The sequence below is a fragment of the Methylobacterium sp. J-092 genome (genome assembly GCF_022829325.1).
Taxonomy (GTDB): domain Bacteria; phylum Pseudomonadota; class Alphaproteobacteria; order Rhizobiales; family Beijerinckiaceae; genus Methylobacterium.
In genome coordinates this window covers 35,289-49,192 of the sequence record NZ_JAKSXU010000067.1, presented here as the reverse complement: position 1 = coordinate 49,192, position 13,904 = coordinate 35,289, and the positions used below count along the sequence as shown (strand labels likewise).

Genomic DNA, 13,904 nt, shown 5'->3' with positions numbered 1-13,904 from the left:
GTGCCTCGCGTGATCGATCCGGTGACGCGACCGTCACATCCGCGCGCAGAACCCGACCATGCCGGCGGCTTCCGGTGGGCAGGAGGCGGTCGCCGTCCCGTCGGTGCCTTGCGAGAAGACCGGGGTGCCGGCCTTGAGGCAGTAGGCCGAGACGAAGACCTCGCCGCCCGCGCAGGCGATCTCGCAGCCGGTGGCCGGGCAGGTCTCGCTCCGTACCGCCCGGAACGGCGTTGCGGGGGCCGCGGCAGGGAGCGCGGCGGCGGCAGGTCCCGCCGGGCCGGCCTCCCCCTTCTGTCCCGCATCTCCCTGGGGGCCGGCCGCGCCTCTGGGGCCCGCCTCTCCTTTCGGACCCGTCTCGCCCTTAGGACCCGTCTCGCCTCTGGGACCCGTCTCGCCCTTCGGGCCGGCCTCGCCCGCCGGTCCGGCCGGGCCGGGAAGCCCCGCCACGCCCTGCGGGCCGGGCTCGCCGCGCACCCCGGTCTCGCCCTTGGCGCCGGCCTGTCCCTCGGGGGCGCAGTTGGCGATCACGGCCTCGCGCTCGTCCTCGTTGCTCTTCAGCGATACGACGCAGCTGCCCGGTCGGTAGGGCAGACGGAACAGGAAGCGGCCGCGGGAATCGGCCATCACCGACACGTCCTCGTCCATCACGACGACGGCGCCGCCCTTGCGCACCGAACCCGAGATCCGCAGGTCGCCGGCCTCGATGCGGGCGTCGTAGACCATGATCGGCTGGGACGGCGCCTGAGCCCGACGCGCACGCTGGCGGGCCGGTGCGGACGCGGCGGGCGCATCGAGTCCCGGCGCCGCCGGCTGCTGGGCCTGCGCGCCGCCGGCGAGGACGAGGCATCCGGCGATCAGCGTGGCGAAGCGCGCGCGATGAAGGATCATGTCGAACATTCCCCGCCGCCGGATCGCGCGGCGGCGGGACATTGCCGCCCGGCTGCCACCGGGGTCAACCCTGGCCATGGCCGCCTTCAAATGGAGCCGATCCACACCCTTCCACACCCTTCCACACCCGTCCACAGGCCAAGCTGCTGCCCCGGCGGGACTATTTTCGGGCGGTGCGAAACCGTTTGAAAGTGTTCTTGTTTTGTTCCTATCTGACGTCATGTCGGAGCTGGGACGGGATGGAGCGGTCGCGTGACGAGCCGGATGAGCAGGGACCGTCCACGGCGGAACGGCTCGCGGAATTGCGGGCCCGCCTCGACGCGGAGCGGCGCCCCGGCGCGGGCGGCGTGCTGCCGTTGGGCGTCGCCGACCTCGACGCGCGGCTTCCCGGCGGAGGCCTCGGCCTCGGCCTCCTGCACGAGGTCGCCCCGGAGGGCGCGGGCGACGAAGCCTCGGCCCTCGGTTTCGTGCTGGCCCTGGTCGCCCGCCATCTCGCGCGGGGGGCGGGCGACGCCCTCCTCGTCGTCGCCCCCGGCCATCCCATCCCCTACGGCCACGGCCTCACCGGGCTCGGGCTCGATCCGGGGCGCCTGCTGCTGCTGGAGGCCGAGGCCGACGCCTCCGTGTTCGGTGCCCTCGAGGAGACGCTGCGCGCCGGGCACCTCGCGGCGGTGGCCGGGCTCGTCGCGGATGGGCTTCCGCTGAAGCCGGGCCGGCGCCTGCAGCTGGCCGCCGGATCCTTCGGCACCGCGCCGCCCCTGCTCCTCATCCTGCGGCCCGGCCGGGCCGACTTGCCGAACGGCGCGGCGACGCGCTGGCGGATCGCGGCCGGCGGCGCGGCGCGCGACCGGTTCGGCTGCACCCTGCGTCCCCGTTGGCGCGCACGGCTCGACCGCTGCCGCAACGGCCGGCCGGGCGACTGGCTCCTGGAGTGGGATCATGCCGCGCATCGTTTCGATCTGCCTGACGGACTGGCCCGTCGCGCGCCTGATGCGCGCGGGAGCCGCGCCGGATGACGGCGTCCCCCTGGTGATCGCCGCCGCCGGGGCCGGCGGCCTGCGGCTCACCGCCGTGAACCCCGCCGCAGCCGCCCTCGGCCTGCGACGCGGCGAGCCGCTGGGCCGCGTGCGGGCGCGGATCTCGACCCCGCTCCACGTCTACCCGGCCGATCCGGCCGCCGACGCGGCGGCGTTCGCCAGGCTCTGCCTCTGGGCGCAGCGCTACACGCCGTGCGTCGTCCCCTTCGGCCCGGCCGAGGCCTGCGACGGCCTGTACCTCGACGTCACGGGGGCGGCCCACCTCCTGGGCGGCGAAGCCGATCTGGTCGCGGACCTCGCCGCGCGCCTCGCGCGATCCGGGATCCCGGCACGGATCGCGCTCGCCGACACGCCCGGCGCGGCCTTCGCCCTCGCGCGATACGGGCGCGGCGAGACCATGTGCGTCCCATCGGAGAGGACCGAGCAGGCCCTGAGGCCCCTCCCCGTCGAGGCCCTGCGCTGCGAGCCAGCCGTCGCCGTCGCCCTGAAGCGGCTCGGCCTGCGCAGGATCGGCGCCGTCCTCGACGCGCCGCGCCCGCCGCTGGCCCGCCGCTTCGGCGCGGCGCTGCTCGTTCGCCTCGACCAGGCGGCCGGGTGCCGGCCGGAGCCGCTCGTCCCGGTCACGGAGCCCGTGCGCTACGGCGCCGCCCGCGGCTTCCTCGATCCGATCGGCAGCCAGGAGATCATCGTCGCCACGGTGCGGCGGCTGATGGCCGAGATCGCGCCGCGCCTCGAGGCGGACGGGCTCGGCGCCCGCGGCTTTCGCCTGTCGCTGCACCGGGTCGACGACGTGGTGCGCGCCCTCGACCTCGGCCTGTCCGAGCCGAGCCGCAGCCCCGACCATGTCGCGCGCCTGCTGCAGCTTCGGCTCGACCGGCTCGGCTCTGGCCTGGATGCCGGCTTCGGCTTCGAGACGGTCCGCCTGGACGTGTCCGCCACCGGCCCGATGCCCGGCCGCCAGGCTACCCTCGCCACCGGCCCCGCCCCTCAGGACGACCGGACCGCCGGCCTCGCCGACGCCCTGCGCCAGCGCTTCGGCCGACCCGTGATCCGCCTGAGCCCCCGTGCGAGCCACGTGCCCGAGCGCGCCGACCGCATCGCCCCTTGGCACACCGAACCTTGGCGCACCGAACCTTGGCGCATCGAGCGCGTCGTCCTGCACTGGCCCGATCCCGATGCCGGCATCGGTCCCCGGCCGCTGGTGCTGTTCGACCGCGGCGAGGCGGCCGAGGATGTGATCGCCCTGGTGCCGGAGGGGCCGCCGCGCCGCTTCCGCTGGCGCTCCCGCCTCCATCGGATCGCGCATTCGGAAGGGCCGGAACGGATCGAGCCCGAATGGTGGCGCGAGTCCGGCGTCCCGCGCGACTACTACGTCGTCGAGTGCGAATCCGGCCGCCGGCTCTGGCTCTACCGCGACGGCCCGAACCTGGCCGACCGGCCGGCCGCCTGGTTCGTGCACGGGCTGTTCGCGTGACGGCGGCGGCTTACGCGGAACTGGCCGTCTCGACCAACTTCTCGTTCCTGCGCGGCGCCTCGCATCCGCAGGAATACGTCGAGCAGGCGATCGCCTACGGGCTCCGCGCCATCGGCATCGCCGACCGCAACACCCTCGCCGGGGTGGTCCGCGCCTATGCGGCGGCGCGGGTGAAGCCGGAGCGACCGGGCGCGAAGGACATCTGGAACATCCCGTTCCTGCCGGGGGTGCGGCTCGTCACCGAGGACGGGTTCGAGGCGGTGACCTACCCGATGGATCGGGCGGGCTACGGCCGCCTGTGCCGGCTGCTGTCCTCGGGCAACCGGCGGGCGCGCAAGGGCGAATGCCGCTTCTCCTTCGCGGAGATGCTGGAGGCGGCCGAGGGCCAGGTCTTCATCGCGATGCCCCCCGGCCGGCGGCTGGTGCCGCCCGCGGCCTTCTCCGCCCGGGTCGAGGCGCTGGCAGCCGCCGCCCCCGGAAGGGTCTGGCTCGGTGCCAGCCACCGCCACCGCGGCGACGAGCGCCGGCGTCTCGGCCTCCTCGCCGAACTCGGGCATCGCCTCGGCGCGCCGATGGTCGCGGTGTCCGACGCGCTCTACCACCATCCCGACCGGCGTCCGCTGCAGGACGTGATCGCCTGCATCCGCGAGGGCTGCACCCTCGCGGAGGCCGGCTACCGCCTGGAAGCCAACGCCGAGCGCCATCTCAAGCCACCGTCGGAGATGGCGCGGCTGTTCGCCGACCATCCGGAGGCGCTCGCCCGCACGGTCGAGATCGCGGAGGCCTGCGGCTTCTCCCTCGGGATGCTGAGCTACGAGTACCCCGAGGAGCCGGTGCCGCCGAACCGGACGCCTCAGGACTACCTGGAGGAACGGGTCTGGGACTGCGCGCGCTGGCGCTTCCCCGACGGCGTCCCCGAGGACATCGAGAGGACCCTTCATGGGGAGCTCGCCCTCATCGCGAAGATGCACTACGCGCAGTACTTCCTCACCATCCGCGACATCGTGGAGTTCGCGCGCGGCCGGGGCATCCTGTGCCAGGGCCGCGGCTCGGCCGCCAACTCCGCCGTGTGCTTCTGCCTCGGCATCACCGCGGTCGACCCGACCCAGATCCGCCTGCTGTTCGCCCGCTTCATCTCCGAGAACCGCGACGAGCCGCCCGACATCGACGTCGACTTCGAGCACGAGCGCCGCGAGGAGGTGATCCAGTACCTCTATGGCAAGTACGGCCGCGAGCGCGCGGCGATCTGCTCGACGGTGATCCACTACCGCCCGCGCTCGGCCATCCGCGAGGTCGGCAAGGTGCTGGGGCTGACCGAGGACATCACCGCCTCGCTCGCCGAGACCGTGTGGGGGTCGTGGGGCAAGGATCTGCCGGACAAGCACGTGGCCCAGGCCGGCCTCGATCCCGGAAACCCGGCGATCCGGCAGGCGGTGGACCTCGCGGTCTCGCTGATCGGCTTCCCGCGCCACCTGTCGCAGCATGTCGGCGGGTTCGTTCTGACCCGCGGGCGGCTCGACGAGACCGTGCCGGTCGGCAACGCCGCGATGCCCGACCGCACCTTCATCGAATGGGACAAGGACGACATCGACGTGGTCGGCCTGATGAAGGTCGACGTGCTGGCGCTCGGCATGCTCACCTGCATCCGCCGCGGGCTCGATTTCCTGGCCCGCGACTACGGCCTCGACTACCCGACCCTCGCCGACCTGCCGCCGGAGGATCCGGAGGTCTACGCGATGCTGTCGAAGGCCGATTCCGTCGGCGTGTTCCAGGTCGAAAGCCGGGCGCAGATGTCGATGCTGCCGCGGCTGAAGCCGAACGCATTCTACGACCTCGTGGTGCAGGTCGCGATCGTCCGCCCCGGCCCGATCCAGGGGGACATGGTGCACCCCTACCTGCGGCGGCGGTCGGGTGCCGAACCGGTGGAATACCCGGCCCCCCACCCCGATCACGGGCCGGCTAACGAGTTGGAGAAGGTCCTCGAAAAGACCTTCGGCGTGCCGCTGTTCCAGGAGCACGCCATGCAAATCGCGATCACCGCGGCCGGCTTCACCCCGGCCGAGGCCGACGGCCTGCGCCGGGCGATGGCGACCTTCCGGCACGTCGGCACGATCGGCGGCTTCGAGCAGAAGTTCATCGGCGGGATGACCGGACGGGGCTACCCGAGGGACTTCGCCGAGCGCTGCTTCGCGCAGATCCGCGGGTTCTCCACCTACGGCTTCCCGGAGAGCCATGCGGCGAGCTTCGCGCTGCTGGTCTACGCCTCGGCCTGGCTGAAATGCCGGCACCCGGACGTGTTCCTGGCCGCGATCCTCAATTCGCAGCCGATGGGCTTCTACCAGCCGGCGCAGCTGGTGCGCGACGCCCGCGCCCACGGCGTCGAGGTGCGCGGGCCCGACGTCAACGCCAGCGACTGGGACTGCACCCTGGAGCCAACCGCGGAGGCTCCCCCGCCCGGGGTGCCGAAGCGGCTCGCGGTGCGGATCGGTCTGCGGCAGATCACCGGGCTGCCGCAGGCTGCGATGCGCCGGCTCGTGGCGTTGCGGGCCAACGGCTATGCCAGCATCGAGGGCCTGCAGGCGGCCTTGGCGCTGCCCCGCAACGCGCTGGAGCGGCTGGCCGAGGCCGACGCGTTCCGCTCCCTCGACCTCGACCGGCGGGCGGCCCTGTGGATGGTGCGGACGCTGGAGGGCGGTCGCATCGCCAAGCCCGTGCCGGACGAAGCCCTCGGCCGGCGCGCGCACCTGCTGGAGGCGCCGTTGCCGCTCTTCGCCTTCCATGCCGACGACGGGCTCTTCCGCGACGAGCCGACCGTGGCGCTGCCGCCGATGCCGGCTTCCGAGCAGGTGGCCGAGGATTATTCCGCCACCGGGCTCTCGCTGAAGGGCCACCCGGTCGCGTTCTTCCGCGCCCGGCTCGCCCGGATCGGCGCCGTCCCGGCCCGCGAGCACCACGATCCCGGCTTTCCCCAGAACGGTCGCGTCACCGTGGCCGGGCTGGTGCTGACGCGGCAGCGGCCCGGCACCGCCAAGGGCGTGGTGTTCCTGACCCTCGAGGACGAGACCGGCATCGCCAACGTCATCGTCTGGAAGAAGGTGTTCGAGGCCAACCGCCGCGCCGCGATGAACGCCCGCTTCCTCGCGGTGCAGGGCCGGGTGCAGCGGGCCGAGGGCGTGGTCCACCTCGTCGCCGAGCGGTTCCGCGACCTGACGGAGGAGTTGCTCGAGCTTCGCGCCGGCGGCGTGCGCCTGCCACCCGAGACCAACGATTTCGGGGCTCCCACCGACCGGCGGACCTATCGCAGCCGGGATTTCCATTGAGGGCGCCGCGCGCCGAGCCTCGACAGCCGACCGGCTGCGCGTATGGTGCGGCCATGCTTCGCTTCGCCCTCGCCTGCCTCCTGCTGATCCCCGCCGCTGCCCGCGCCGACGAATGCGACGGCCTCGCCCAGAGGATCGCCGCCGCCACAGGCGGCAAGGTCGGGCGCCGCGCCGGCCCCAGCATCGACATCCGGGTGCCCGGCGCGATCAAGCTCGACCTGACCTGCCGGGCCGAGCCGATCGTCCAGGCGAGCTCCGGCGAGACGACGCCGTCGGCCGCCTTCTTCCGCGACCTGTCGATCGCCTCCGAGCTGCTCGTCGGCGAGTCGGCCGGCGCGGTCCAGGCCATCATCGCCACGGCGCATGCCACCGCGCTCTCGGAGCGGCGCAAGTCGTTCGTCCAGCAGAACGGCTGGTCGGCGAGCTGCTACACCGACAGCACCGGCTCGATCCGCACCCTCTGCTCGGTCGGCCGCATCCCGCCGGGCTGACATGCGCTTGACCGGTCGTGCGGTCGGGCCGATCTCTCGCAGACGTTCTCGGCACGGAGCCTATCATGCCCGCCTTGCTGACGGATGCTTCCCGCCTCGACGCGCATCGAAGCTTCTGGGACTTCGTCGCGTCCCGCCCCGACGAGGAGAAATGGGAACTCATCGAAGGGCGTTTCGTCATGCAGGCGCAGCCGAGCATCGATCATCAGATCATCGCCGGAAACCTCGACCGGCGGCTGAGTGAGGGCCTCGAACGGATCGGCTCGGACCGGGTGGTCCTGTAGAACCCGGCGATCGACCTGCGGCCGGTGATCGAGGGGAACGCCTACGTTCCCTACGCCGCCGTGATCGATCGATCCGACGTCGAGCCCGGCCGAAGCGTTTCCGGGACCTGCTACCTCGCCGCCGAGATCATCTCCCCCAGCGACCGCCGGAAGCCCTCGAGCTCGAACCGCGGGAAGATCGCGATCAAGTTGGCGGGCTACCAGGCCCTGCCGATGTGCGACGTCGTCCTGCTGATCGAGCAGTGGGTCGTCGCGGTGACGGTCGCCATCCGCGACGCGGGCGGCTGGATCACGCGACGCCTGACCGATCCCGGCGAGCGCCTGATCCTGCCCGCCGCCGGCCTGGATTGCCGGGTCGTCGACCTCTACGCGCGCACCTCCCTGGCACGCGCGCGGAGGACGGCCTGAGCGTTCGCCTCAGTACTCGACGACGTCCTCGAGCGCGTAGTGCTTCACCGTCTTGCGGTTGGCGATCAGCTCCTCGATCGTCGGCTCGCCCCGCATGGCGCGGCCGATGGCGAGCTTCGTCGCCTCGTAGTTGGTGCGGTAGAGGTCCTTGCGGTCCACGTTCGGATCGGCGCCGCAGCGCTCGTCGAGCCAGATCATGATGATCATGCACAGCTCGTCCAAGCCGTCCTTGGGCAGGATGCCCTCGATCACGCAATCGACGATCGCGTCGCCGGTTGCGGCCTGAACCACGCCGCCGAGAAGCTCGGCGTATTCCGCGGTGTGGATCGTGACCTTCGTGGTCATCATCGTCGCCGGGCGCACGAGCTGGTTGAGGTCGCGCACCACGAACATCCGGGTGTGGCCCTGCACCTGGCCCATCATGCCGGCGAAGGCCTGGCCGACCGGGCCCCGCGTCGAGCCGATCAGCACCTCGGGCATCGCGTCGGTGTATTGCCCCTCGGCGGCGAGCACCGTCGCCTCGCCCGTGCGGAACCAGATCTCGGACATGTCTCTCGGCCTTGGAAGCGGCGCCCCGGCGAGGCGCGGTCGGCCGCGCAGACATCATCCCCGGAGGGCTTCGTCAACCGCCGGACCGGGCGGCCGCCTCGATAAAGCCCGGCGCCGGCTCTGGCCTCCGCGGGCGCGATCGGTCATGCAGGACGGCGACCGAACGGGAATGCACGACGATGAGCGATCCGGAGCAGGAACCGGGCCCCGCGGGCGAACGCGGCTGGAGCCTGTCCGCGGCGGCGGCGGGCGACGGCGTGCGCCTCGAGCTTGGGCTGCCCGACCTCGACGGCAAGCCGGTCACCGCCATCCTCAGCCTGAGCCGGGCGGAGGCGCGCGCCTTCGCCCGCACGTTGCTCGCCGCCTCGGGCGACGCCGCCGAGCGCAGCTTCCCGCAGCCCGCCAAGCGATAGCGGCTCAACGCAGCCCGATGCCGGGATTGGTGCGCCCGGGCAGGCGCGGCACCTTCGCGGTGCGCGGCTCGATCGGGGCGCCGCAGGCGTAGACGAACTCGGTCTGCAGGTCGGTGAACACCGTCTCGCCGGTGATCCTGCAATCCTCGCGCACCGTCTCGTCGAGGTAGGTCCGCGCCGCCAGGCGGAAGCGCGCCGCCCGCGTCTCGCCGGGGTCGCGGTCGGCATAGCGGTCGCCGATGCCGCAGCCGGTGAACTCGCGTACCGCGTTCGAGACGATCAGCATCCGTCGTTGCTGGCGCTGGTCGTAGACCTCGTACGGGTCGTTGCAGGAGATCGTCACGACCTGGGGCGTCAGGCTGACATAGGTCTTGGAGATGTGGGAAAACCCGGTGCATCCGGTGACCGCGAGGCCCGTCGCGACGGCGATGACAAACGCCAGCCGCTTCATACCCGTCTCCACGCAACCGACCCGCGGACGACCCGCACGGGCATTGAAGCCGCGACGGCCGCCCGGTCAAGCTCCGCCGGGACACAGGCGCCGGCTTATGCGCCGCCGCCTTCCCAATCCTCGACCCGCAGGCCGGGGACGCGCGAGAATTCGCGGACGTTGCGGGTGACGAGCGTCACGTCGCGCGCGAGTGCCTGCCCGGCGATCAGGACGTCGTAGGGGCCGATCGGCGTTCCGGCCGCGGCGAGGACCGCACGGATCTCGCCGGCCTTGCGGGCGTCGGCGACGGTGAAATCGATCACGGGGAAGCGCAGGGCATCGATCCCGGCGAGCGTTTCGTCTTGGCGATCACCATGATAGGCGCCGAAGAACAACTCGTGCGAAACGATCGCCGAAACGCCGAAATCGCGCCGCCGATGTGCTCGCAACCGCTCCCAAACCGGTTGTCGTTGCTTCAGCAAAGCCACTACGACATTGGTATCAAGCAGATAGAGCATCAGAGTTCGTCGAGCGCCGGGCGGTCTTGCTGCGGCACATCTACATCCGTGGCTTCCAGGATGGCATCGAGGACGTCAGGGTCGAGCTTGACGGCGATCGCTTCGAGCCAAGCCCACTCATTCACGATCGGTTCGAGGATGACCGCCTCGCCGTCGCGTCGGATCCGCACCGTGTCGCCCTCGAACTGGAAACCGGGCGGCAATTGTACCGCCTCCTCCCCGTCCGATCGGATGATCTTCGCGATGTTCGACATGCCGACCTCCCGATGTCCGTCACGAGGATAGATCGGGAGGCCGGAGCCGCAAAGTCGAGGCGGCCTACTCCGCCGCCACCGCCAGGTACCGCGCCGGATCGTAGTTGAGGATCGGCCCGAGCCAGCGCTCCACGGCGTGCAGGTCCATGCCCTTGCGCATCGCGTAGTCCTCGACCTGGTCGCGCTCCACCTTGGCGACGCCGAAGTAGTGCGCCTTCGGGTGGGCAATGTAGAGCCCTGAGACCGACGAGCCCGGCCACATCGCGTAGGATTCGGTGAGCTTCACGCCGATGCGGCGCTCGGCCTGGAGCAGGTCGAACAGCGTGACCTTCTCGGTGTGATCGGGCTGCGACGGGTAGCCCGGGGCCGGGCGGATGCCGTCGTATTCCTCGCGCACCAGCTCTTCCGGCGTGTAGGTCTCGTCCGCCGCGTAGCCCCAGAACTCGCGCCGCACGCGCTCGTGCATGCGCTCGGCAAACGCCTCGGCGATGCGGTCGGCGAGCGCCTTGACCAGGATCGAGCGGTAGTCGTCGTTGGCGCGCTCGAACTTCTCGGCGATCCGCACCTCTTCCAGGCCCGCCGTGACGACGAAGCCGCCGACGTAGTCGGCGATCCCGGTCTCGGCAGGCGCCACGAAGTCCGACAGGCACGTGTTCGGCCGCCCGTCGCGCTTCGACAGCTGCTGGCGCAGGCCGTGGAAGGTCGCCAGCGTCTCGGAGCGGCTCTCGCCGGTGTAGAGGCGGATGTCGTCGCCGACCGCGTTGGCCGGCCAGAAGCCGAGGATCGCCTTCGGGTTGAACCAGCGCTCGGCGACGATCTGCTTGAGCATCGCCTGCGCATCCTCGAACAGGGCCTTGGCCGCCGGGCCCTGGTTCGGGTCCTCGAAGATCGCGGGGTAGCGGCCCTTGAACTCGTAGGTCTGCAGGAACGGCGTCCAGTCGATGTAGGGCACGAGGTCGGCCACCTCGTACGAGCCGTAGACGCGAGTCCCGGTGAAGCTCGGCTTCTTCGGCGCGTAATCGGTCCAGTCGATCTTGAACGCGTTGGCGCGGGCCTTGGCCAGCGGCAGGCGCTGCTTGTCGAGCTCCGAGCGAGCGTGGGCATCGGCGACCTTGGCGTATTCCGCCTGCACCTTCTCGATCACCCCGCCGCGGGTCTCCTTCGAGATCAGGCTCGAGACCACGCCGACCGCGCGGCTGGCATCGGTGACGTAGATCGCCTGCCCGCGCTGGTAGGACGGGTGGATCTTCACCGCGGTGTGGACGCGGCTGGTGGTGGCGCCGCCGATCAGCAGCGGCACGTCGAAGCCCTCGCGCTCCATCTCGGCGGCGACGTGCACCATCTCGTCCAGCGACGGCGTGATCAGCCCGGAGAGGCCGACGATGTCGACGTTCTCGCGCTTGGCGACCTCGAGGATCTTGGTCGCCGGCACCATCACGCCGAGGTCGATGATCTCATAGTTGTTGCAGGCCAGGACCACGCCGACGATGTTCTTGCCGATGTCGTGGACGTCGCCCTTCACGGTGGCCATCAACACCTTGCCGGCGGCGCGGCGCTGCCCGTCGCCGCCGTTGGCGAGCTTTTCCGCCTCCATGTACGGCTCGAGGTAGGCCACCGCCTGCTTCATCACGCGGGCGGACTTCACCACCTGCGGCAGGAACATCTTGCCCGAGCCGAACAGGTCGCCGACCACGTTCATGCCGGCCATGAGCGGGCCCTCGATGACGTGGAGCGGCCGCGCCACGCCCTGGCGGGCCTCCTCGGTGTCGGCGAGGATGTACTCGGTGATGCCGTTGACCAGCGCGTGCTCGATGCGCTTCTCGACGGTGCCCTCGCGCCAGGTCAGGTCCGCGGTCTTGGCCTGGGCCGAGGCGCCGCTCTTGAAGCGCTCGGCCGCCTCCAGAAGGCGATCGGTGGCGTCGTCGCGCCGGTTCAGGACCACGTCCTCGCACAGCTCGCGCAGCTCCGCCGGCAGCTGGTCGTAGACCGCGAGCTGGCCCGCGTTGACGATGCCCATGTCCATGCCGACCTTGATCGCGTGGTACAGGAACACCGCGTGCATCGCCTCGCGCACCGGCTCGTTGCCGCGGAAGGCGAAGCTCAGGTTCGAGATGCCGCCCGAGATGTGGGCGTGGGGCAGCGTCTCGCGGATGATGCGGGTCGCCTCGATGAAGGCGACGCCGTAGCCGTTGTGCTCCTCGATGCCGGTCGCGACCGCGAACACGTTCGGATCGAAGATGATGTCCTCGGGCGGGAAGCCGACCTCCTCGGTCAGCACCTTGTAGGCCCGGGTGCAGATCTCGACTTTGCGCTTGAGCGTGTCGGCCTGGCCGTCCTCGTCGAAGGCCATCACCACCACGGCCGCGCCGTAGGAGCGGCACACCTTCGCGTCGTGAACGAACTTCTCGATGCCCTCCTTCATCGAGATCGAGTTCACGATCGCCTTGCCCTGGATGCACTTCAGGCCGGCTTCGATGACGTGGAACTTCGAGGAATCGACCATCACCGGCACGCGGGCGATGTCGGGCTCGGCGGCGACCAGGTTGAGGAACTCGACCATCGCCTTCTCGGAATCGAGCAGGCCCTCGTCCATGTTGACGTCGATGATGCTGGCCCCGGCCGCGACCTGGTCGCGGGCGACGTCGAGGGCGGCGGCGTAGTCGCCGGCGGTGACGAGCTTCCTGAACTTGGCCGAGCCGGTGACGTTGGTGCGCTCGCCGACGTTCACGAAGGGGATCTCCTTCGTCAGCGTGAACGGCTCCAAGCCGGACAGGCGCATCAGCGGCGCGATCTCGGGGATTACCCGCGGCGTCTTGCCGGCGACGGCCTCGGAGATGGCGCGGATGTGGTCCGGCGTGGTGCCGCAGCAGCCGCCGACCATGTTGACGATGCCGCCCTCGGCGAACTCGGCGACGAGCTTGGCCATCGCCTCCGGGCTCTCGTCGTAGAGGCCGAACTCGTTGGGCAGGCCGGCATTCGGGTAGGCGCAGACCAGCGTGTCGCAGACGCGGGACAGCTCCGAAATGTGGCCGCGCATCTCGCGGGCGCCCAGCGCGCAGTTGAGGCCGAAGGTCAGCGGCCGGCAATGGCGCAGCGCGTTCCAGAACGCCTCGGGGGTCTGGCCCGACAGGGTGCGCCCGGACAGGTCGGTGATCGTGCCGGAGATCTGGATCGGCAGGGTGACGCCGCGCTCGTCGAACACCTGCCAGGTGGCGGCGATCGCCGCCTTGGCGTTCAGCGTGTCGAAGATCGTCTCGATCAGGATCAGCTCGGCGCCGCCGTCCATCAGGCCGCGGACCTGCTCGGCATAGGCCTGCTTGACCTGATCGAAGGTCACGGCGCGGTAGCCGGGGTTGTTCACGTCCGGCGAGATCGAGAGCGTGCGGTTGGTCGGGCCGACGGCGCCGGCGACGAACCGGCGGCGGCCGTCCTGCTCCTCAGCGAGCTTGGCGGCCTCGCGGGCGAGGCGCGCGCCCTGCGCGTTCAGCTCGTGGATCACCGATTCCATGCCGTAATCGGCTTGCGCGATCGTGGTGCCGGAGAAGGTGTTGGTCTCGCAGACGTCGGCGCCGGCGAGGAAGTAGTCGAGGTGGATCTGCCGGATCGCATCGGGCTGCGTCAGGATCAGCAGGTCGTTGTTGCCCTTCTGGTCGTGGGCGTGGTCCTTGAAGCGCTCGCCGCGGAAGTCGGCCTCGCCGTAGCCGAGGCGCTGGATCACGGTGCCCATCGCCCCGTCGAGGACGAGGATCTTCTCCCGCGCGCGCTGGCGCAGGGCGGCTTCGATCTCGGTGCCGTCGACGGGACGAAGGTCGGTCATGGATGTGTCACTCGTCATTCC

General features: G+C 71.1%; 13 protein-coding genes. 7 read left to right on the top strand and 6 right to left on the bottom strand.

Annotated features, from left to right (window positions below; translation table 11 throughout):
- Nucleotides 1–33 precede the first annotated feature (33 nt).
- Entirely contained in the window at nucleotides 34–888 is an 855-nt protein-coding gene (locus tag MKK60_RS06335; protein WP_243984455.1) for a collagen-like protein, read from the bottom strand.
- Between the two features lie 239 nt (nucleotides 889–1,127).
- Between MKK60_RS06335 and MKK60_RS06330 the strand changes: the two genes are divergently transcribed.
- From MKK60_RS06330 to MKK60_RS06305, 6 genes are all read left to right on the top strand, one after another.
- Nucleotides 1,128–1,904: an ImuA family protein gene (locus tag MKK60_RS06330; protein ID WP_243984453.1), complete on the top strand. Its 777-nt coding sequence runs from the start codon at nucleotides 1,128–1,130 to the stop codon at nucleotides 1,902–1,904.
- On the top strand, nucleotides 1,828–3,399 hold the full coding sequence (locus tag MKK60_RS06325; protein ID WP_243984451.1) for a Y-family DNA polymerase: 1,572 nt from the start codon (nucleotides 1,828–1,830) through the stop codon (nucleotides 3,397–3,399). The genes MKK60_RS06330 and MKK60_RS06325 overlap by 77 nt, the downstream gene beginning before the upstream one ends.
- Nucleotides 3,396–6,719 (top strand): error-prone DNA polymerase, encoded by a 3,324-nt coding sequence (locus tag MKK60_RS06320; RefSeq protein ID WP_243984449.1) that lies wholly within the window; start codon nucleotides 3,396–3,398, stop codon nucleotides 6,717–6,719. The genes MKK60_RS06325 and MKK60_RS06320 overlap by 4 nt, the downstream gene beginning before the upstream one ends.
- Nucleotides 6,720–6,772: 53 nt before the next feature.
- Nucleotides 6,773–7,210: a hypothetical protein gene (locus MKK60_RS06315; protein ID WP_147728264.1), complete on the top strand. Its 438-nt coding sequence runs from the start codon at nucleotides 6,773–6,775 to the stop codon at nucleotides 7,208–7,210.
- Nucleotides 7,211–7,275: 65 nt separating this feature from the next.
- Nucleotides 7,276–7,494, top strand: coding sequence for a Uma2 family endonuclease (locus tag MKK60_RS06310; RefSeq protein WP_243984447.1), 219 nt, complete (start codon nucleotides 7,276–7,278; stop codon nucleotides 7,492–7,494).
- Between the two features lie 24 nt (nucleotides 7,495–7,518).
- A complete protein-coding gene (locus tag MKK60_RS06305) occupies nucleotides 7,519–7,902 on the top strand; it encodes a hypothetical protein (protein ID WP_243984444.1) in 384 nt (127 codons plus the stop codon).
- A gap of 9 nt (nucleotides 7,903–7,911) precedes the next feature.
- On the opposite strand, the gene fae is transcribed toward MKK60_RS06305, so the two are convergent.
- The gene (gene fae, locus MKK60_RS06300; RefSeq protein ID WP_147728265.1) at nucleotides 7,912–8,451 is read right to left on the bottom strand and encodes a formaldehyde-activating enzyme; all 540 of its coding nucleotides are present in this window, start codon (nucleotides 8,449–8,451) and stop codon (nucleotides 7,912–7,914) included.
- Between the two features lie 179 nt (nucleotides 8,452–8,630).
- Between fae and MKK60_RS06295 the strand changes: the two genes are divergently transcribed.
- A complete protein-coding gene (locus MKK60_RS06295) occupies nucleotides 8,631–8,864 on the top strand; it encodes a hypothetical protein (RefSeq protein WP_243934574.1) in 234 nt (77 codons plus the stop codon).
- Between the two features lie 4 nt (nucleotides 8,865–8,868).
- Here the strand turns inward: MKK60_RS06295 and MKK60_RS06290 are convergent, their stop codons facing one another.
- The 4 genes from MKK60_RS06290 to metH all read right to left on the bottom strand — a co-directional run bounded on the left by MKK60_RS06290 (nucleotide 8,869) and on the right by metH (nucleotide 13,883).
- Complete coding sequence (locus tag MKK60_RS06290; protein ID WP_147728159.1) at nucleotides 8,869–9,315, bottom strand: hypothetical protein; 447 nt, start codon at nucleotides 9,313–9,315, stop codon at nucleotides 8,869–8,871.
- A 95-nt stretch (nucleotides 9,316–9,410) separates the two neighbouring features.
- On the bottom strand, nucleotides 9,411–9,812 hold the full coding sequence (locus MKK60_RS06285; RefSeq protein WP_243984442.1) for a type II toxin-antitoxin system VapC family toxin: 402 nt from the start codon (nucleotides 9,810–9,812) through the stop codon (nucleotides 9,411–9,413).
- Complete coding sequence (locus MKK60_RS06280) at nucleotides 9,812–10,066, bottom strand: antitoxin (protein ID WP_243984440.1); 255 nt, start codon at nucleotides 10,064–10,066, stop codon at nucleotides 9,812–9,814. Before MKK60_RS06280 ends, MKK60_RS06285 begins: the two co-directional genes overlap by 1 nt.
- Nucleotides 10,067–10,130: 64 nt before the next feature.
- A complete protein-coding gene (gene metH, locus MKK60_RS06275) occupies nucleotides 10,131–13,883 on the bottom strand; it encodes a methionine synthase (protein WP_243984438.1) in 3,753 nt (1,250 codons plus the stop codon).
- Nucleotides 13,884–13,904 lie beyond the last annotated feature (21 nt).

Coding starts and splice junctions, on each gene's coding strand:
- MKK60_RS06335 (WP_243984455.1), bottom strand. CDS start 888: ATGATCCTTCATCGCGCGCGCTTCGCCACGCTGATCGCCGGATGCCTC.
- MKK60_RS06330 (WP_243984453.1), top strand. CDS start 1,128: ATGGAGCGGTCGCGTGACGAGCCGGATGAGCAGGGACCGTCCACGGCG.
- MKK60_RS06325 (WP_243984451.1), top strand. CDS start 1,828: ATGCCGCGCATCGTTTCGATCTGCCTGACGGACTGGCCCGTCGCGCGC.
- MKK60_RS06315 (WP_147728264.1), top strand. CDS start 6,773: ATGCTTCGCTTCGCCCTCGCCTGCCTCCTGCTGATCCCCGCCGCTGCC.
- MKK60_RS06310 (WP_243984447.1), top strand. CDS start 7,276: ATGCCCGCCTTGCTGACGGATGCTTCCCGCCTCGACGCGCATCGAAGC.
- fae (WP_147728265.1), bottom strand. CDS start 8,451: ATGTCCGAGATCTGGTTCCGCACGGGCGAGGCGACGGTGCTCGCCGCC.
- MKK60_RS06295 (WP_243934574.1), top strand. CDS start 8,631: ATGAGCGATCCGGAGCAGGAACCGGGCCCCGCGGGCGAACGCGGCTGG.
- MKK60_RS06290 (WP_147728159.1), bottom strand. CDS start 9,315: ATGAAGCGGCTGGCGTTTGTCATCGCCGTCGCGACGGGCCTCGCGGTC.
- MKK60_RS06285 (WP_243984442.1), bottom strand. CDS start 9,812: ATGCTCTATCTGCTTGATACCAATGTCGTAGTGGCTTTGCTGAAGCAA.
- MKK60_RS06280 (WP_243984440.1), bottom strand. CDS start 10,066: ATGTCGAACATCGCGAAGATCATCCGATCGGACGGGGAGGAGGCGGTA.
- metH (WP_243984438.1), bottom strand. CDS start 13,883: ATGACCGACCTTCGTCCCGTCGACGGCACCGAGATCGAAGCCGCCCTG.